The 20,225-nt window shown below is 43.6% G+C and carries 12 protein-coding genes; 3 read left to right on the top strand and 9 right to left on the bottom strand.

Annotated elements, in window-relative coordinates; genetic code table 11:
* The first annotated feature begins 1 nt into the window (after position 1).
* From M2273_RS19975 to M2273_RS19965, 3 genes are all read left to right on the top strand, one after another.
* Positions 2–475, top strand: a complete 474-nt coding sequence (locus M2273_RS19975; protein WP_429399530.1) for a (2Fe-2S)-binding protein — start codon at positions 2–4, stop codon at positions 473–475.
* Positions 472–1,071 carry a hypothetical protein gene (locus M2273_RS19970; protein WP_429399529.1) on the top strand — a complete coding sequence of 200 codons (600 nt, stop codon included), beginning with the start codon at positions 472–474 and terminating at the stop codon, positions 1,069–1,071. The genes M2273_RS19975 and M2273_RS19970 overlap by 4 nt, the downstream gene beginning before the upstream one ends.
* Before the next feature lie 246 nt (positions 1,072–1,317).
* On the top strand, positions 1,318–2,667 hold the full coding sequence (locus M2273_RS19965) for a family 43 glycosylhydrolase (RefSeq protein WP_429399571.1): 1,350 nt from the start codon (positions 1,318–1,320) through the stop codon (positions 2,665–2,667).
* A gap of 148 nt (positions 2,668–2,815) precedes the next feature.
* Here the strand turns inward: M2273_RS19965 and M2273_RS19960 are convergent, their stop codons facing one another.
* The 9 genes from M2273_RS19960 to M2273_RS19920 all read right to left on the bottom strand — a co-directional run bounded on the left by M2273_RS19960 (position 2,816) and on the right by M2273_RS19920 (position 20,225).
* Positions 2,816–5,269 (bottom strand): glycoside hydrolase family 2 TIM barrel-domain containing protein, encoded by a 2,454-nt coding sequence (locus tag M2273_RS19960; protein WP_429399528.1) that lies wholly within the window; start codon positions 5,267–5,269, stop codon positions 2,816–2,818.
* Between the two features lie 596 nt (positions 5,270–5,865).
* On the bottom strand, positions 5,866–7,440 hold the full coding sequence (locus M2273_RS19955) for a glycoside hydrolase family 43 protein (RefSeq protein WP_429399527.1): 1,575 nt from the start codon (positions 7,438–7,440) through the stop codon (positions 5,866–5,868).
* Positions 7,441–7,484: 44 nt separating this feature from the next.
* On the bottom strand, positions 7,485–9,593 hold the full coding sequence (locus tag M2273_RS19950; RefSeq protein WP_429399526.1) for an alpha-L-arabinofuranosidase C-terminal domain-containing protein: 2,109 nt from the start codon (positions 9,591–9,593) through the stop codon (positions 7,485–7,487).
* Positions 9,594–9,750: 157 nt separating this feature from the next.
* On the bottom strand, positions 9,751–11,955 hold the full coding sequence (locus M2273_RS19945) for a glycoside hydrolase family 3 C-terminal domain-containing protein (RefSeq protein WP_429399525.1): 2,205 nt from the start codon (positions 11,953–11,955) through the stop codon (positions 9,751–9,753).
* Between the two features lie 3 nt (positions 11,956–11,958).
* A complete protein-coding gene (locus M2273_RS19940; protein ID WP_429399524.1) occupies positions 11,959–13,518 on the bottom strand; it encodes a GH39 family glycosyl hydrolase in 1,560 nt (519 codons plus the stop codon).
* Between the two features lie 22 nt (positions 13,519–13,540).
* Positions 13,541–15,628 (bottom strand): beta-galactosidase, encoded by a 2,088-nt coding sequence (locus tag M2273_RS19935; RefSeq protein WP_429399523.1) that lies wholly within the window; start codon positions 15,626–15,628, stop codon positions 13,541–13,543.
* Between the two features lie 51 nt (positions 15,629–15,679).
* A complete protein-coding gene (locus M2273_RS19930; RefSeq protein ID WP_429399522.1) occupies positions 15,680–17,137 on the bottom strand; it encodes a cellulase family glycosylhydrolase in 1,458 nt (485 codons plus the stop codon).
* Between the two features lie 225 nt (positions 17,138–17,362).
* A complete protein-coding gene (locus M2273_RS19925) occupies positions 17,363–18,577 on the bottom strand; it encodes a glycan-binding surface protein (protein ID WP_429399521.1) in 1,215 nt (404 codons plus the stop codon).
* 34 nt (positions 18,578–18,611) lie between these two features.
* Positions 18,612–20,225, bottom strand: a complete 1,614-nt coding sequence (locus M2273_RS19920) for a RagB/SusD family nutrient uptake outer membrane protein (RefSeq protein ID WP_429399520.1) — start codon at positions 20,223–20,225, stop codon at positions 18,612–18,614.

Below are 20,225 nucleotides of genomic sequence, written 5' to 3'. Positions count from 1 at the left end.
TATGATCACACTAAACATTAATAAGAAAACCTACAATATAGATACAAACCCTGATACACCATTGTTGTGGGTGCTCCGGGATATCATTGGTCTTGTGGGAACAAAGTATGGCTGCGGGGTGGCACAATGCGGTGCATGTGTAGTTCATTTGAATGGTGAGGCCGTTCGCTCCTGCGTTACAAAAGTAAGCCGTGCCGAAGGAAAAAAGGTAGTGACGATTGAAGGCTTATCTGCAACCAACACCCACCCGTTACAAAAGGCCTGGCTGGAGTTAGACGTGTCTCAATGCGGCTACTGCCAGGCCGGGCAGATCATGTCAGCTGCTGTGCTGCTAAAAGAAAACAAAAAACCTACAGACCAGGATATTGATGACGCCATGGCAGGCAATATTTGTCGCTGCGGTACTTATTTGCGCATACGTGAAGCTATCCATTTAGCGTCAGAACTGCAAGGGAAGGAGACTTTAGGGAAATGAAAAAGAGATCTCTTGCTGTAATAGGCACCTTGTTGATCATGGTTGGCATAATGGCTTTTAGCCTGAATACTTCAAAAACAATTGTCCCCTTAGTTGTAGTAAAAAAAGATAGTTTAGCTTCTGTAGCAGCTTTCAAGCAAGTGTATACTGTACTAATGAGCGCCCGTTGTATGAATTGCCATCCATCCGGAGATGTCCCACTTCAGGGAGACGACAGCCATTTGCACGCTATGCTTCCCAAGAGAGGCGTAGAGGGTAAAGGCTTGTATGCGATGAAATGCTCAAACTGCCATCAGCCGACAAATATTGCGGGGTTGAATAAACCTCCAGGGAATCCTAATTGGCATCTACCTCCGGCAAATATGAAAATGGTTTTCCAGGGAAGGACGCCAAATCAACTGGCCAAACAGTTGGTGAACCCAAAGACAAATGGTAATAAAACATTGCAGCAGTTGATAGCACATGCTGACGACGGATTAGTCAAGGCAGGATGGAATCCCGGTGAAGGGCGAACACTTCCACCGTTGAGCCATGCAGCGTTTAAGAAAGCATGGATTACCTGGCTTAAAAACGGTGCTTATGCACCTGCAAAATAATTCATGACACACTTAAAGGTCCATCAGATCTCCACAGAGCCTTTATTGTGCTTCAGAAATTGATAGCGAATATTGATAATCTCCTGTGCTGCAACTTCCCTAACAAATTCACAAAAATTGGAGGGGGATCTATCGCGAAATTGTCCATATCACCCTATTAAAATCAATTCACCGGAAAGCGAAAAAAGAGACCTGAATGCGTCCTTTTTAGTCTGATTTTTTTTGATGTAATTATCTATTAATTAGATCCTTTATGGTGAACAAATCAAAAAAACGGATTTTGTTCACCTTATTGTTCACATAAAGCATGGAATAGTATGTACTATACGGTACTATAAAAACAGGTTTTGGGTTTATTTCGGCACTCCTGATGACGGATTTTTTATGAGTTCGGCCACCAATGCCGGCGGCCCCTGGGAACCCCTGCATCAGGTTTGGAAGACCGCGGGCTGGGATGATTGCAGTTCTTTTTGTGACGATGACGGCCAGCTTTATTTTATCGCTACGAATTTTAAATTCGACCCCAAAACCAACAAACAATACAACATCCACCTGTTCAGGATGAGCCCGGACGGCAAAAGCCTTATCACCTCATCAGATACGATCATCCACCAGTCCAAGGGCAGCGAAGCCAATAAACTGTATAAGATAGGTAGTTTTTATTTCCATTATTTCAGCGAGGTCAGGAAAGAGGGACGTGTGATGATGATGGAACGCGCTACAAAGCTTACCGGCCCCTGGGAGGTCAGGCAGTTGAACCATGTCGATTCAAAGGTAGATAGAGAGCCTAACCAAGGTGGTTTAATACAGTTGTCGAACGGTCAGTGGTATTTTTTCACACATCACGGTACTGGTGACTGGGAAGGCCGGGCCGCCAGTCTGCTGCCCGTACAATGGATTGATGGATGGCCCGTCGTCGGAGCGGTTGGAGAAGATGGTATAGGCCGGATGGTGTGGTCGGCCGCTAAACCGATCGATGTCAAAAACGACCTTGGCATTTTAGGCAGCGATGATTTCAGTTCATCGATCCTGAAAGCTCAATGGGAATGGAATTACCAGCCCAGAGCCGAAAAGTGGTCGCTGACAGAGCGTCCGGGGTATCTCCGTCTGCATGCGTTCAAACCGCTCATGCCCTACGAACCAAAAAAAACCATTCTACGGGCAGGGAACACCCTGACGCAACGGACGATGCGAACCAAAGCCAATACGGTAACCATTCAAATGAATATTGACCATATGGTCAACGGTCAATACGCGGGCCTGACACACTTTTCGACCATCAGTTATAGCACATTGGGTATCAGGCAGGCCGAAGGTAGGCGGTACTTGGTATATGAGTGTAACGGGAAAGATACTGTTGGCGTCAGAATCACCGGGAAAACGATCTGGCTTCGTTCAACCTGGGATTTCAACGGCGAAAACACCTACTCGTTCAGCATTAATGGGCGGGTATTCACCCCCTTTGCCGGAACGTCCCAACTGACCTGGGGCAGTTACCGGGGAGACCGGATCGGCATCTATAATTTCAATACGATTAAGGCTAAAGGCTATATTGATATTAATTGGTTCAGATATGAATTCCAGAAAAACGAATAAAAAATGACCAACGATATATGATGAACTGACCTGCACATTCATGTTTGTTACCGTTGGGCACCTTTTGACATTTTTTGATCGCTTGCTGCGTGTAAAAGAACTAATGTCCTGACGAAAACTTAAGCAGGTAGAGCGAGATATACGTCTTTTACTTGTTTGTTCCGGAAATTGCTTTAATATTTAAAGTAGTCCCTGATAAACCAACTGAACTAACTGTCAATTTTATATCACCGGTACTATGAGTGCTTCTGATTACAACCAAAGCACGTCCGTGCCAGGCTTTGTGCGTATTTCCAACATAGGAGTCCGTATCTTTCATATCCGCATTGGCTACTCCGGCAATTATTCCGGGTCCTTCAATTTTTAGTTGCAGACAGTTTACAGCGTTGGGTTGCGGTATGCCGTTCGCATCTGTTAGTTCTATTGTGACATATGACAAATCTTGTCCATTAGCTGCTATCTCTTTTCGATCAGCAGTTAATTGAATTTTAGCAGCATCGCCTGAAGTTTGCAAAATGGTTGATTCAATTTCATTATCCTTATCTACACCGATTGCTTTAAGCTGACCAGGCGCGTAAGGCACATTGAAATCAGCTTTATATTCCTGTTCTTCTGTCGTTAGCTTTTCGCCAATGAGTTTGTTGTTGAGGTAAAGACGAACCTTAGGATACTTTGAATAAACTTCTACTGTAATAGACTTTCCTACATAATCCGGCCAGGTCCAGCTTTCCCAGGTCGGCCACACAGACCACCATGTAGTTTTAATTTCCAGGGGGGAGGGTTCAGGCTCACGAACGGCCATGTACAGCTTTTCGGTATTATTATATAACAGGCTACGGTAATGCGAAACCGGCTTCCTCCATCCAATCAGATCAATATCGCCACAATAGGCACCGTGCCAGGGAAAAAAATCATGTTCCCAGTGCTCACCGGGCATATCACCCGAATAATACCAACGGCCTATCCCTGATTCTCCAAGATAATCCATAGCTGTCCAAACAAAATCCCCAAGAACATAATTGTTGTTTTTCACCAGTTTCCAGTTGGCAAAAGCATCCTTGGGATACGACTCCGTTTGAACGATCATTCGGGAAGGTACCCGCTGATGATCAGCAGCCGCACTCCATAAATGATAATTATACCCGCCGACATCATGGGCCGCCATCAGGGAATCAAAAGCCGCCCAGTCTTTACCACTTTCTACAATAGCGGATGTAACCGGGCGAACAGTATCTATTTTTTTGATAGCATCTACAAGCATTTTAGCTGTTTCTACAGCTCCGGGGCTACCCCGCTCTACTATTTCATTGCCAATGCTCCACATGATAATTGATGGATGATTACGATCTCGCAAAACCATGGCTTCTAAGTCACGTTTCCACCACTGGTCGAAATATTGGGCATAATCATGTTTGTTTTTGCCTGTTCTCCAACAATCAAACGATTCATCAATAACCAAAAGGCCTAACCTGTCGCAAGCATTTAAAAAAGCCTCAGAGGGGGGATTATGAGAAGTTCTTACAGCATTAAAGCCCGCTTCTTTGAGCAACTCGGCCTTGCGTTCCTCTGCACGGTCAAAAGCAGCGGCACCCAGGCAACCATTATCATGATGTACACATCCACCATTGAGCTTTACTGTTTTACCATTAAGCTGAAATCCGTTTTCAGCAGTAAATTTTATGGTACGTATGCCAAAACTCGTTTCCGTTTTGTCAACTACATTTTTATTTCGGATTATACTTATTTGAGCATTGTATAAACGGGGCGTTTCCGGTGTCCATTGCTGGGGAGTTACCACAATGATAGTTTGGGCGACTTCTTTCTCACTATTTGCAGCCAGTTCAACCTTTATTTGGTTATTTCCTGCATTTTTAGAATTTGCGTCCAGTAATCGTGTGCTAATAACAACACTTTGAGCCAAACCTGTTTCGTTTTTTACCAATGTTTTAATTTGAACAGTTGCTTTTTTGGAAGACACATCAGGGGTTGTTATTGCAATTCCCCAATCGGCTATATGCACAGCATCGGCAACATTCATCCAAACATGGCGATAAATGCCAGAACCACTGTACCACCTGCTGTTCACTTGTTGTGAATTGTCTACCCGCACCGCTATGACATTTTCATTATTAAAATCTAAAAAAGGCGAAAGGTCATAACTAAAGGATGAATAGCCATAAGGGTAAATTCCAAGTGATTTTCCATTAATAAACACTTCGGAATTCATATAAACCCCTTCAAAGTAAATGGAAATCTTTTTACCCTTCCATTCAGCCGGGGCTCTGAACGTTTTCCGGTACCAGCCAGAACTTGCCGGAAAGTATCCACCCGCACCTCCTGTCGGGTTTGTAGGTCTTATTTTACCTTCAATGCTCCAATCATGTGGTAAATCAAGGCTCCGCCAACCCATATCGTTAAAATCCTTTGATTTTGCCGATGCTGTATCTCCCTGAAAAAACTTCCAGTTATTATCAAATAATTGTTTTCGCTCAGTTTTATCAGGGTTCTGAGCCCGACAGGCGATGTTACCGGCTAAAAACAGCAGGGCAGTAGCTATTGCTCTAATATGCCATGTAATTTTGTTCGTAATATTTTGTTTCATAGTGATTTACATTTTTTTTGAAGTAACGGGATCCTACCTCTCCACAGAAAATTTTGTTAAAAACATTTTAAAATCCTGTAAATCAAATGATTACAGGATTATTTTTTGATGCAAAATTCCCATTTTTATACACCAATTAGCAACAAAAAAGTGAGTACTTCGGTGCGTCAATTTTCAGTTATACCCTATGCACCGAATTAAACGTACATAATTGATTGTCAGTTAGTAAGTCGATAAAAATAAACTTGATTCCATTCAACTTTTGGACATTTGGACTTGTCCCATGATGATAACCTTATGTTTCCAAGAAAAATTAACTTATTGCTTCGAGGTACAATATCGCCATGCTGATTTGCGTTTGCTGTGGCTTTTTGACGACCGAAAGGCTCTCTTTGGTAAAAACATTCCCTCGGGCACTTTTACCACCCGGGTTATTTCGGGTGGTAAAAGTGAACCTCAACCGAAATTCGGTTAACTGATGCCTTTAAACCTAATGCCGTTTTTTGATAGCTTTGCGCCCTGCAAACAACCGGGGCTGTAAGCATAATACAGTAAGGTATATTTTTCATTTTTTGCGTTCGTTGATTTAACAGGCTTTATTTTTCCGTGGAAATGGAACTTGTTATATGAAAAAAGTCAAAGTCAGCCGCGCCACCTATATTTTTTGTAGCATAATTAAACAAAGCAAAACGATAGCCCATGAAATGTGGGAAGGTATAGGCCATTTTTAATTGTGTGCCCAATGGGATCCATGTTTTCCCGTCCAGGCTATAAAAAAAATCTGCCACGTCTTTTCTGTTCGTAAAATTGCACTCCGCCTTAAAGTATACTACTTTTTGGCTCAAGGGGATTTTTTGTGCTTCTACGGGTTTCCCAGTGCTTGCATTGATCATCAGGATAGCTTTGCTATCCCCGGTTATTTTTACACCAGCCAACCCGTAATTTTTTTGCAAAAGACCCAAACCCGCAAAATCACCATCTTTCATTTTAGAAACGTCGAGCGAAGCTGTCCCGGAGCACACCGGACCGATAGTGCGTTGTGTCAATGAATTTCGTGCCATCACGAAATCGGTGTCAATCCTGCCGGTAGTGAGCCGTAAATACCCTTTCCGCGCTGTAACAGACCACAAACTATTATCCGGGTTATGATTCCATTGCCAAACCAGTGGTAATGCACGTTCACCTTTTTTACGGGCAAACTCGTCTGAAGCAACTATGCCCGAGATCAAACCTTTACCGGCCGGCAGATCGAGTGTATCGGGCACTTTGCCGTTAATGCCCAAAACAGGCCATCCATCCACCCACTTTACAGGGACTAAATAGGGAATACGGCCCACCGAGCCATAATCACGGAACAAATAAGCATACCAGGCCCCATTTGGCGCTTCGACCAGCCCGCCTTGCGCCACGCCCAGATCCTGGAGGCCAATTCGTCCTTCGTACGGGCCGGTGATCTTATCTGCCCGGTGTATGATAACAGTGCGCATCCTGCCCTTTGGCCATGTAATATTGAAAAGGTAATATTTGCCGTTTATCTTAAACAGCTGAGAGCCCTCTGGACCGAGGCCGGTACCGCCCGAAGGCTCGCCTGCCTTTTTAATGATAATTTTGTCCGTTCCGCCGAGTTTTATACCGGAAAGATCGTCCTTTAATTCAACTAACCTTAAATCTCCGCTCCCGCTAATCATATACGCTTTTCCGTCATCATCAAAAAACAAGGAGTGATCACCCAGGTCGGGGGCAAATGACCTGGCTTTCCACGGACCTTTTTCGATATTTTTAGTACTGTAAATGTGCGTTTTATTGGTATTTGCAGAAAATGTGCTTACATAATAGGTGTCATTATGGAAACGAATAGAACTTGCCCACGAACCAGCCCCATATGCGTTTTTGCCATTTGTGAGATTTAATGCATCAACATTTGCTAAAGTATCATACGCATAATTCACCAACTTCCAGTTCACCAGGTCGTTCGACTTCATAATCGGTACACCTGGACTCATGTGCATCGTTGTGCTGCTCATATAATAGCTATTGCCTACACGTACTATTGATATGTCCGGTACATCTGCATAAATAATGGGATTAGTGGCTTTTTGTGCGTATAAACACGGCACCACAAGGATGATAATTAAGGCCGTTATCCATAACCTGTAAATCGCATTTCTCATAGTCACAATTGTTTTTTTGTCCTGGTATTCTTACCTGGTTTTAATTATTTAGTTAATGTATTTATTTGAAGCACGCTTACTGAATATGGATCGAAAGTCCTTGTAAATTTAGCGCCGGCCACTTTTATTTTGGAGGTAACCGGAACTATTTTTACCGGATCGCTGATCGTGTTCGTATCTTCGGGCTTATCACCTTTTATGACCACGATACTACCCTCGGGAGAAAACTTTCCAGCCCCCTTTAAATCAATATCAACCTGCTGCGGCTTTCCTGTTGCATTTACTACTTTAAGAAACAGTTTTCCCGTTTTGGTGTCCCGGGTAGCTACATAAAACATGGCTGGTATAGGTTGGGGCATTTTGTTCGCCGCGCTGTCCTGCTTGGTGGCAGGCCTAGTTTGGGTAGGGATATTGGCGCCTGCTATAGGCACCACTTTATTCCCGATATAGCTGTTATACATCTTCTGTACATAATACGATGGTGAACCAAAGCTTTTTAAAGCATCGTAACCTATCAGGTCCGAGTCCCATTGCCAGGCTTTTGGCGCAGTTGCTGTGGCTTTATTTATATTTACAAATAATGGCGCATAGCACGACAAGATAACCAGGTCTGAATTTCGTTCCATGCCCGTCATCCAGGCAGCATCGCCCAGGGCAGCATTCAAATTGGTGGTTGGTTCGCCTTCACGCGTTGCCCACTCACCTACAAACACTTTATATCCTTTGCGGTCGTAATTATCATAACGTGCCGCATCCTCTTCCATTTCCCAGGCAGTGCGGTAATAATGTTCATCTACAATTTCGGGCTTGCGAATTGTTAATTTGCCCCTGGTCCCAAGCCAGTCCTTACCGCCGATGGTTGCGATACAGTGAAGGCTAGGATATTTGGCTTTAATGCCATCATAAAACTGGGCAAAACGTCCGTCGTAACTGCCAGACGCGTCAAACCCGTCTTCGTTACCAATCTCCACATAGTTGAGTTTAAAGGGTGCCGGGTGCCCATCTGCCGCACGCTTAGCCCCCCAGTAGGTGTGTACGTCGCCCGTAACATATTCAATTTCATCCAGCGCATCATCTACGTATGGCTTTAAAAGCGGGCCTGCGTCCACATGGTCGCCATCGAGTGAATAGCCGGCATGAACGGCAAGCAGTGGTTCCATCTTCAGGTCTTCGCACCATTCTAAAAATTCAAGTAAGCCCATCCCGTCGGTAGGGCGATAGCCCCATGAGCCGGTATGGCCGGGGCGCCCCTCAAGCGGTCCCAAAGTAGTCTTCCACGGAAATGCATCGGTCAATTTCGGGCCTTCAAGGAAATTACCGCCTGGAAAACGTAAAAAGCGGGGTTTCATATCAGCCAATAATTTCATTATGTCTATCCGGTTCCCATTGGGACGGTTATGATAGGTTGGCGGAAATAAAGAGACGAGGTTAAAATAATAAACCCCGGTACGGTTCGTCGAAATAACAAAACGGGCGGCAGATGTTGGTTTAACATCAGCGCCGGTTGTTAATTTAAGTTCATATTTTTTCCAAAAGGCGCTTTTTATTAAATTAATAGTCCCCGAAGCATATACCGTTTTACCGTCATTGCTTTCTATACTTACGGTTATAGGCCCGGCAGTGTTATCAGCAATTACCGGAACTGCAGTTTTAGGCGCGGGAGCCCATTGCTCGGTCAATGGCTTGCTTTCCATACCTTTAATATAAAAAGAGGCGTTATAAGTTGTATTAGGCAAAACGGGTATGCCCCAATAACCTTCATTTGCAATACCGGCCCGGCCACCGCCGGTATCCACCAATAATCTTAAACAAGTGGTTAACGCGCCATTAATTGCATGGCGCCGCTCATCTGCAGGTATATAGTTGGGGTTTGCGGCAACTAATTGCATTGTAGCCTTCGCGCCACCTTCCTTGATTACGCTCCATGCTTCCGGCGTATTTGGGTTGTCCTTAAATATCCTGTTTTTGATCAGCTCGGCATACAAACCCCCATCGTACGAATGGTTGATCTCTTCGGTCATCAATCCATACAGTTGCGGGCTTACATTTGCTCCGGGCTTGGTTAAATCAAGCGTAAGCTTAGGGTTTTGCGCTTTTAAGCTTGTTGCAGTGAACAGGAACAATCCTGAAATGGCTAATAACTTTTTCATCATGAAATTTAATATTATTTATTGTGTTTTTTACACTTATTTTATAAGGCCAACGAGCCATTCCCATTGAAAATTATTTCTGAGTTTATCGGTATTCCGGATAGCGTGTATGTCCGGTTCACAGATTTCCCATAAACCTCACACGGCTTCCGAAATGAGTTTATTTAACCAAGATTTTTACTGTTTTTGAAATATTACGTGATGAATTACCTAATTGAAGAATAAATTCGCCGGCTTCGGTATTCCATCCTTTTTTTGCTTCGTCATAAAATGCGAGGTCGGCAATTTTCACCTGCATTTCTACTGTTTTCGTTTCGCCTGGCTTTAAAAATATCTTTTTAAAACCTTTAAGCTCTTTTTCAGCGCGTAAAACAGAACAAACCGGGTCGCTTACATATAATTGTACTACTTCGGCCCCATAGCGGGTACCGGTATTTTTAATCACCAATTTCGCATGAATGGTATCGTCTTTTTCATAGTCCTTCTTGTCTGTTGAAAAATTACTGAGTTCAAAACCAGTATAAGAAAGGCCGTATCCAAAAGGAAACTGGGGCTGAATTTTTTTGGTATCAAACCAGCGATAACCTACCAGAATGTCCTCCTCATAATTTACTTTCATACCCCTTCCAGGAAAATTACCTAAAGCATGAGCGGGTGACTGATCCAGCGTTACCGGCATGGTAAAAGGCAATTTGCCCGATGGATTTACCTTGCCGCTTAATATATCTGCAACCGCATTACCTGCTTCCATCCCGCCATACCACGACCATAAAATAGCCGGTACCCGGTTAACAATGCCTGCTAATTTTACTGGAGAACCAGCTATCATAACAACAACAGTGTTCGGATTGGCTTTGGCTACTTCCCGGATCAAAACTTCCTGTCCATAAGGCAGATCCATATTTTGTTTGTCAAAAGATTCGGTATCAAAGTCATGGTTCAGACCTCCGAAAATGAGAACCACGTCCGATTCCCTGGCAACTTTAACAGCCTCCTGAATCAGTTCCCAATTGACTTTATCTGAATTTGCCTGGCCTGCGTTGCTGCCTTCTTTAAATACAGATTGTTTTTGATATCCCTGTGCAAAATTTATTTTTACCGTAGCCCCGAACTTTTGCTTAATTGCCTGTAACGGCGTTATTTCGTATAATGCTTTTATTTCGGAGCTAAGCCCCGCCCCGCAATGTTTCCGGGTAGCATTATCACCAATAATAGCAATCGATTTTATTTTGTTGAAATTAACAGGAAGAATGTTGCCTTTGTTTTGAAGCAGTACCGCTGCTTCGGCAGCAGAATTGTAAGCTGCCTTTTGATGCTCCGGCGTATTCATTTTTCCCTTTTCCCGGTTACTTTCATCAAACATCTTTGTTTTGAACATGACGCGCAGCACATTCGCTACTTTTTCATCAACTACCGATAAAGGTACTTTTCCTTCTTCTACAGGTTTTATTAACGGATTGGCAAAATACCATTCGTTGTAATCTTTTATATCGGTGCCCATTTCCAGATCAAGCCCGCTTAACGCAGCCTTTACCGTAGTATGCGCCGCAGACCAATCGGTCATTAATACCCCTTTAAATCCAAATTCTTTCCGAAGAATTTGCCTGTTAAGATATTCGTTTTCCGAACACCAGTCGCCCCTGAATTTATTGTAAGCAGCCATTACCGTATATGCTCCGCCTTCTGTGACAGCGGCTTTAAAGCCTGGTAGATAGATTTCACGAAAAGCCCTTTCGCTCACCTCGACATCGATAGAGTCGCGATGTGTTTCCTGGTTGTTGGCTATCCAGTGTTTTACGCTCACTGCCACATCTTTTGACTGCAGGGCTTTGATATAGGAAACGGCCATCTTTGAAATAAGAAAGGGATCTTCACTCATATATTCGAAGTTTCGGCCGCAAAGCGGGGAACGAATGATATTGATACCAGGCCCCAGCAAAACATCTTTTTTTCGAAACCGAGCTTCTTCACCCAATACCAGTCCCTGTTTAAAGGCTAATTCAGGATTCCAGGTTGCGGCCAGGGTTGTTCCGGGAGGAAAGCAGGTTGCCGAATCGGTGGTCCACCCTGAATATCCCCAGTCGTGCCTGTTAATTTCAGCACGTACCCCATGCGGTCCGTCACTCAGCGCCCATTCGGGGATACCTAACCGCTTTATTCCGGATACATAAAACTTGGAATTCGCATGCAGCAGGCTGACTTTCTCCTGCAAAGACATCTGGCTGACCAGGGAACGGATTTTTTGTTCCTGATCGCTATTATTCAGGCTCTGCTGCGCGTTCGCCATTCCTGCTGCCAGTGCAAAAAAAAGCACACAGCTGCATGTCCTCTTTATTCTTTTCAATTTTGGTATTAATATATTCATGGGTTAAGATTTTTTAATCAGGTTTATCAGGATAACATCATTTTCACGTATATCAAACTCCGGGGAATACACAGCATTCGGCTTGATTTCGATCTCTTGTTTGGCGACAGGAGAGCCGTTTTCTTGTTTTAACTTTTCAACCTGCTGCCTGTTTAATTGGCCGGGCCTGCCCATATCCACATAGCGTGTATAGGCATCGTTTACCCTATAGCCAACTTTATAAATTTCCATGGTGTATTTTCCGGCAGGTACATGCGATAGATTTATTTTCACTTTCACTTTCGATCTGGCAGGCAAATCCTTTATATAATAAGATTGATTATTAACAGAATCCGGTAAAGTATAGGTATAGTTCCATAATAATGCCTGGATGTCCCCTTTATCATTTTTGCAAACCCATGAACGTTTGTCGGTATTAGCTAACTCGGTTCCTCCAAGCTTATTCATAAATTTATAAGCATAAAAAGCCGGCTTGTTTATGCCTTGAATGTTAAGTAAACCAAAACCTCCATGAAAGGGCGTATAGCGGGGCCCTGGCTCTTCAAAAATATCGGTAAACACCCAGTATGACATGGAGTTGGCCGCATGACCAACTTGTTTTATTTTTTCCAGAATATAGGCTGCTTCCTGATAACTGTCATGCACAGGGTCTGCCGGTGTGTACGATGAACTCCATTCCGTATAATGCAGCTCCAGATTAGGTATCGCGGATTGAGAAATTTGTTTACGGGAATTCAACACGTCGCCACTTACCGCCAGTGAATCTTTACTTAATACCGTGCCCGAATTGCCATACTCATCCAGAAAGCCCTGGTTTACACCATAGGAATGGGTGCTGATGAAGTCAATTGGAACCTTATTTTTGCTGCAATGACTGATCATGTCAGGAACCCACGCCGCGCCTGCAGTGCCTGGCCCGCCTACCTTATATTCGGGGTTTACGCTTTTAACCGCCTTTACAGAATAATCGTACAGTTTGAAATAATCGTCCTGCGTTCCCGTCCAGAATCCAGGAGATAAGTTAGGTTCATTCCATACTTCAAAATACCAGGACTTTACTTCTTCGGCACCGTACCGTTCTGTAAAATGCTGAACAAGGTTATGAATGAGCGCCTGCCATTTGTTATAATCTTTTGGCGGGGTAACATTGCCGCGCCACCAAAAAATTGTCTGTTTTCCGCTTGCCAGAGCATTAGGCATAAAACCTAACTCTACAAAAGGCTTCACGCCAATTTTATGCAGAAAATCAAACAGCGCATCTACATACATATAATTATACTGAGGATTTCCTTTTGCATCTTCGGTATATACGGCCATATCATCGGTGAGTAAGCCATGCATCCGGATATACCGAAAACCACATTGTTTTCTTACATATTCCAGCTGTTGCTGCCAGTCGGCACGCAACCCTTCATTTGCCCGGCCTGCACCCACACAGGCATTAAACATGGTATTAAGCTTGCCCGAAGTCTTGTTAAAATCCACATTGATCGCCCTCTGGCCGTTTACATTTGCCAAAAAAAGGAATTGCAAAACCACCAATGCCCCAATTATTTTTTTCATTTGTTTGTTTATTCTTAATAAGTTATTCTTTCCATATGAGTACTCCCGCAGGTTTCAGTACCTTTTCTCCAATCAAGATCTTTGCAGTATCCGGCAGATTTACCGTGTAATTTTCTGATGAGTAATTCAATGCCGTATAAAAACCATCACGCCAATAAACAAAGACACCGGGAGGATAATCCTCCGTTGTAGCACCGGCCTCTTTATAAATCTTCTGCAATAAATCCTTCTCTAACTTAAAATCATCAGTATCAACACCGATATAGGTTACACTACCCCTGCCGATCTTGTGCACTACAGCAGCAGCTGTTCCTTTATAAAACTGGTTATTATAAGTGACCAATACCGCTGTAGTGGTGTCCGGCAGTAGCAAATCTGCCCAACTATGCCATGAATAATGATTCGAATTCATCAAAACATCGCCTTTTCCATAAGAAGAGAGCATATCAGTCTGATGGATATGTGCCCCGATCAGATTTAAAATCGGCATAGCAGCTTCTCCTTCCCAAAAATGGCCCCTACGGTCTTTGGTAGCGGTACGACAGGTGATGATCAGGTGCCCTCCTTTTGTTACGTAATCGTTCCATTTCTTCACCAAAGCAGCATCAACCATTTCATAAGCCGGAACGATAACTACCTTGTACTTTGACAAATCTGTTGTTTCCTGGATTACATCGACGGGCGCTCCCAATGACTTTGCTGTTTTCAGGAATTTAACCGGGTAGTCCCAGGTATTCCATTGTCCTGTTTGTTTTTGCCTGTCAATGCTCCAGTAATTTTCAACGTTCCAGAGAATCGCCGTTGACCGTGCGGCCAGTTTTGCGAGCATTTTGGTTTCCGGCTTAAATTGTTTCCGCAGATCTGCTATTTCTTTCATAAACTGCATGTAGTCCTTCCCTCCCTGAGAAGGTGTTACACCATCTGTTTGGATTACCCCGGCATGATACTGTTCTGCGCCATATAAGATTTGACGAAAACGGTATGAACAGGCGATCTTTCCTCCCGCCGCAAAACCATGGTACAACCATAGCCTTACGGTTCCTGGCAAAAGCAACGGATTGTAACTACCCCAGTTAACCGGCCCGGGCTGAATTTCCATAACACCGGACACGCCGCCTACCGATTTGTAATATTCTGAAGCAAAAAGAACAACATCGCTGTTACCTAAACGGAAGCCTGATTCACCAATATTATCAGTATCTCCGTTTGGATACGCGGTGTATGCTGCAAAATCCAGTTTCCTGGTACGTCTGGGGTCTGAACCCGTACAAACGGCGGTATAGTTGGTCGTAACAAATTGCGCCTTTGAAATATAATCGCGTAAAATGCCGGCCTGAAAATCAAGGAAATCAGCCTGTGAGTCTGCTGAATATCTTTTAAAATCCAGCAAGGCATGAGGGTTGTTCCCCCACCAGCCTACCAGGTTCGTATTCGGGATGATTACCTGATCAAAGCTATTGAACCACTGGCTCCAGAAAGCAGCTCCCCAGGCGGTATTTAATGCATCAATGGTTTTGTATTTATTTTTCAACCAGGTTCTGAACGCTTCCTGCGACGCGGGGCTATAATCGGGAACAGCACCGGGTTCATTATCTATTTGCCAGCCGATGACATCTTTATTTTGTCCGTAACGCCTGGCCATTTCCGCTACGACTTTTTTCACAAAGTCCCGATATTTCGAATTAACAATTGACTCCAATCCCCGCGTACCATTCTCCGCACGGATATAATGACCGTCCATAACAAACGTCTCCGGGTAGTTTACCCGCATCCAGGTTGGAGTGGTTGCAGAGGGTGTACACAGCAACACTTTGAGATGATACCTGGTGCAAAGGTTCACCACCCTGTCAAGCCAGTTAAAATCAAACCGTGCTTCCTGGGGTTCCATTTTAAACCAGGCAAATTCAGCCAGATGAACAAACTCAAAACCCATCTCAGCTATTTTTTTTATATCCCTTTCCCATTGGGCTTCATCCCAATGTTCAGGGTAGTAATAGATGCCGGTAGTCACCAGATCTTTTTCCTTAAAAAAGCGGCTGGTTTCCTGTGCTTTTGAAGCCGACGGGGAAATTAAAAAGGTTATAATGAATATGGTTATAAATTTTCTCATCTGAAGATGCAGGGTTTATGTATATAATTTTCAGATTTTCTGTTTCAGATTTTAGTTAGCGCCCGTTTTAAGTGCCGTGATCGTACGCTGATCTTTTACCGAATAATTCTGCCTGTCCAAAGCACCACCGGTGTCCCAGAAAAATGGCAGCATTCCGTTAGCTTTCGCCTGTTTGGTAATATATGTTATCCAATAATCCACAGCGTCATTGTGCGTTGCCAGATCTAAAGGCACATGCGCGGTGTTGTTTCGCCTGTATGCTCCGTACTCGCCCAATAGCACAGGAACACCTTTGTCTGCAAATTTTGTCTTCATTTTGTTGAAGGCGGTATTAACATCGCTCTCTTCACCCCAGGTGGCGTTGCGTTCGGGTTCTATTGTAGAATGATGGCCTGCTCCCCAGTAATAGAACATTTTACCCCAATCGGCGTCGTCCTCCAACAGGCAAAATTGAAATGGAGAGTAGTAATGCACCTCCACCATCATTCGGGCGGGTACCTGGTCATGTGGAAGAGCAGTCATCAGGTCATTGGTTTTGTCGATATCTGTTGAAGGCCCCTGAACAACCAACACTCTGTAGCTATTCCTGCCGCCGGTGGCTCGCACAGCATTAATAAAAGTCTGATGATAGGTAGTAAGTATGGCCATTTTTTCTGCATTGTCTGCGGGCGGCTCATTAGCGCTGGCAAACATCAGGTGCTCATCAAAATCGCGCATGGTTGTAGCAATTTGTTCCCACAATGCCTTTTGTCTGGCATTGACAGAATCTTGCATAACCGCGTTAATGTTACCATCTAACCAACCGCCATCCCAGTGAATGTTGAGCAGAACGTACATATCATTTTTCACACAATACCCTACTATTTCTTTTACCCTTTTTAGCCAGTTGAGATCAATTTGTTCCATCGTCTGATTGCTCAAATGTCCCCAGTTCCAGGCGCATGGAAGGCGAATAGCATTAAATCCCTGCTGTTTTACAAATTTTATATAATCCTCAGTGATAGCAGGATTTCCCCAACCTGTTTCACCGCCGGGCGCTTCCAAAGTATTGCCGATGTTCCAGCCTAATTTCATTTTAGCGGCAAGCTGAACGGCATTGCTACTCATTCCCGTTGCATCAGGGGCTTTTGGCGAAGTATTATAGTTGGGAAAGATATTAGATGTTTGAGATACTTTTAAGGTTCTTGCCTGACCATTGGAAGAACTTATAGTTAAGGTACTTGAACGTGATGATCCTGTACCGTTTTCCGATAGGGTTGTTAAATGAATAACCGTATTGCCGCTACTGCCGGATGTGGTATTTAATCGTAGCCAGGAAGAACCAGGATTAACGATGTTCCATGTTGCATTAGAGACAATTGAAAAATCCTGGTTACCGCCATCAGGGGTAAAAACTATAGCAGTTTGACTTAATGTTAGTTCCGGTGCCGCATTACTTGTCTTTTTACAGGAAAAAAAAGATATAATTGTTATTGATATGAATATTTTAAAAAAAAACAGTTTCTTCATTTTTATAATCCTTAGTGATTTAAATTTTTATCGATCAATTTCTACGAAATGTTTTTACTCACGCCAGCCGCCCGCATCGTTATGTGATTTTTAAAAAGTTTTGACCGTAGGCCTGCTTAACAGCCTGATACCGGGTGTACAATAGCTGAGCTACTTTGTTTCGTAAAAAATGCCGGGGCCATCTCAAGCCCCCTGGCACTCACTTATAATCAACTAAAACTCTCTTTATTTAATTTTCACTACCCTGATATTATCAACAGCTATCTCAAAAGCATTGATAAAACTTACGCCATCGTTGATAAATGTAATATTGATAGCACCTGCCCCAGTTGAACCAAGCAAATCCGTAAGCGTTGGTGCAGGAAAACCTTTTTCATTTACAAAATTTGAAAATGGAATTGTAACCGTTTGCCAACCCTTTGTAGTAAATGCAACTGTTGAACCGGTAGCGGTTTTCCAGGGATGATAAACTGCCGAATAAGTCCAGGAGTAATCTTTCACAATCTGGATAGACCCAGCTGTCCATGGCTTGGAAACAGCTATTTCAAACTTTAAAACATAGTGGCTTAATGTGTCTTTTAAGCTGGCCAGAGGCACCCATTGCGCCCCATTCGTATTGATCGACCGGCCATCGTTCCACCATGATCCGTCTCCGGCAGGAATATTAGATCCTTTCAACACCCCATAGAAACCGTTGTTACCAGGATAGGCCGTAGAATTATCGGAAGTTCCGGAGCCCCAGGAAAAATTACTTATGTTATCGTAATTATTCAATACACCAGTTACAAAATTATGTACCGAATAAACGCTGGTAGCTTTACCCGATTTTGTTTCAACGCTTACAATGCCACCTGTTTGTGTAACGCCCGCGGGCACCGCAAGACTGATACTTGTACCATCATTTGATGGTTTATAACTGGTAATATTAATCCCGGCATAGGTAACGCTTTTAATAAAGAAAAAGCTAAGCCCGTTAATTTTAACCGAATCGCCGGGATTGGCGTCTTCGTTAGAAACACCCGAAATGGTAGGTGCCGGTGCAACGATAGGGAACGAAAACGTGGTTTGACCATGATTGGTAACGTATTGTATGGTATTCAGCTTATCTGAGGGGACTGAAGGAAATGCGATAACCGCCGGTATCAGGGCGATTGCACTGGTATCGGAAAACCAGGCATCGTTAAAAGAACCTTTAACGCCGTCAAAATTGATTGCGAGTGCTCCTTTTAAATTCTTACCAGAGATCACGATCCACTGGCCCGTGCCAACGCTGCTTAAAAGCGAATCGCCTGGATGAGCTACATAATTACGTATGGCGGTAATTACCGGAGCGCCTTTTGATGGTGAATTATCCTTTTTACAGCCGGATTGTGAAAATACAGCGGCAGTAAGCAAGGCAAGCAACAAACAGCTTTTAATATATTGATTTGATTTTTTCATAATTTTAAGAATTATCTAATGATTCTGAATACTACTAATAATAAGCTACAGGCTCCTGCAGCAACTTAGGATCTGCTGTCTGATCATTTGCCGGTATAGGCAGGGTAAATGTATTGACGCTTGGCGGGGTTATGATCAGGCTATTAGCCGACGGTGTTTTAACTCCTGTGGCCGGATCATAACTAAATTGTGACCGGGGGACATACCTATTATTGGGATCAGGATCATTGGTAAGGGTTGTCTGTATACGAAGTATAGAAATCGCTTTCTGCGGATCATAATAAGAAAGCCGTACCAGGTCAAACCAGTACTGGCCTTCAAATGCCAGCTCAATCCGTCGTTCGTTCCTGATAATATCAGGAGTAAGGCTGGTAACCTTATCAACCCCGGCCCTTTTACGTATTTCATTAAAATACTGCAATGCTTGTCCATTACTGGTAGAGCCGTTGTTACCCAATAAGGCTTCGGCGTATATTAAATACACATCGGCCAAACGTAACACAGCATTATGCTCAATTGACGACCACAGGTCCATGGTAGGCGAATTATTATCAGCGGCAGTACCAACCACGTGTTTTTTAACATTTACACCTGTGGAGGTATATCCGCCGCCCGCTGCATTAAGCTCAGGATATTTATCGCCGGTAAGCATAAATGTGGCTTTTCGGCGTACAGAGTCCTGCGCGGTATACAAGTTGGCAAGATCTATTGTAGGGCCGATGGCTCCTCCCCAGCCACCTCCTCCGGTAACAAGGCTGCCGCTTGGTGCGAATTGTGCTTGTATGGAATTACCTTGTCCGTATCCAACGCCAGGAGCCCATTGAAATGCGAACAATGATTCGGGATTATCATTATACTGAGTTCTGAAAAGGTTGTAGTAACTCGGTAAAAGCGTTAAACCACTCATGTTGCAAACATTACCAGCAAAATATGCGGCACTGTCCAGATCAGATTGCTTACGGGTACCCTTTTGACCTAAACCGGCCCTTGTTAAATATACCTTTGCCAGCAAACCCTGGGCAGACCACGTGGTTACGCGTCCCGGCTGATCTGTTTTTGGGAGATTAGCAACTGCATATCTTAAATCGTTGATAATAAATTTATAAACATCTTCAAGCTTATGACGCGGCACCAGTGGATTGGCTATCAACTTGTCGTTATCTTCAATAATAGGCACTGCTCCCCATAACTGAGCCAGGTAAAAATAGGATGTCGCGCGTATAAACTTGATTTCACCAAGCGCGCCTGTTTTACCTTTTACTCCTACGCTATCAGGCATTTTGGTATTAATAGCTTTAATATTGATATTACAATGCGCTACTATGTTATAAAAACTCTGCCATGACTGAGCTAAATAGCTATTTTGGGGTGTAATGGAAAAGGAAGTAAATTGAACAAGGTCGGCATTATATGGCTGTAGCATATTGCCGCTCATGATATCTCCAATACCCAGCAACGGAAAATTATTCCAACCGGCCCAGGGCTGGGCATAAAGTGTAGCTGTAGCCAACCTTAAATCTGAGCTGCTTTTATAAAAATTATCGGTAGTAATACCGGTTAAAGGAGGTCGGTTAAGGTAATCTTTTTTGCAGCTGCTTATCATAATAATGATAACCAACATGGCTATATTTATTTTAATGCGTTTCAT

The organism is Mucilaginibacter lappiensis (assembly GCF_050433765.1).
In the GTDB taxonomy this organism is placed as follows: domain Bacteria; phylum Bacteroidota; class Bacteroidia; order Sphingobacteriales; family Sphingobacteriaceae; genus Mucilaginibacter; species Mucilaginibacter lappiensis_A.
The sequence above is the reverse complement of the archived record's forward strand: the minus strand, read 5'-3'. Positions and strand labels throughout refer to the sequence as shown.

What these genes read in the sequence shown, in the direction of transcription:
- M2273_RS19945 (WP_429399525.1), bottom strand. Translation starts at nt 11,955, where the DNA reads ATGAATATATTAATACCAAAATTGAAAAGAATAAAGAGGACATGCAGC.
- M2273_RS19955 (WP_429399527.1), bottom strand. Translation starts at nt 7,440, where the DNA reads ATGAGAAATGCGATTTACAGGTTATGGATAACGGCCTTAATTATCATC.
- M2273_RS19925 (WP_429399521.1), bottom strand. Translation starts at nt 18,577, where the DNA reads ATGAAAAAATCAAATCAATATATTAAAAGCTGTTTGTTGCTTGCCTTG.
- M2273_RS19960 (WP_429399528.1), bottom strand. Translation starts at nt 5,269, where the DNA reads ATGAAACAAAATATTACGAACAAAATTACATGGCATATTAGAGCAATA.
- M2273_RS19975 (WP_429399530.1), top strand. Translation starts at nt 2, where the DNA reads ATGATCACACTAAACATTAATAAGAAAACCTACAATATAGATACAAAC.
- M2273_RS19920 (WP_429399520.1), bottom strand. Translation starts at nt 20,225, where the DNA reads ATGAAACGCATTAAAATAAATATAGCCATGTTGGTTATCATTATTATG.
- M2273_RS19930 (WP_429399522.1), bottom strand. Translation starts at nt 17,137, where the DNA reads ATGAAGAAACTGTTTTTTTTTAAAATATTCATATCAATAACAATTATA.
- M2273_RS19935 (WP_429399523.1), bottom strand. Translation starts at nt 15,628, where the DNA reads ATGAGAAAATTTATAACCATATTCATTATAACCTTTTTAATTTCCCCG.
- M2273_RS19940 (WP_429399524.1), bottom strand. Translation starts at nt 13,518, where the DNA reads ATGAAAAAAATAATTGGGGCATTGGTGGTTTTGCAATTCCTTTTTTTG.
- M2273_RS19970 (WP_429399529.1), top strand. Translation starts at nt 472, where the DNA reads ATGAAAAAGAGATCTCTTGCTGTAATAGGCACCTTGTTGATCATGGTT.
- M2273_RS19950 (WP_429399526.1), bottom strand. Translation starts at nt 9,593, where the DNA reads ATGATGAAAAAGTTATTAGCCATTTCAGGATTGTTCCTGTTCACTGCA.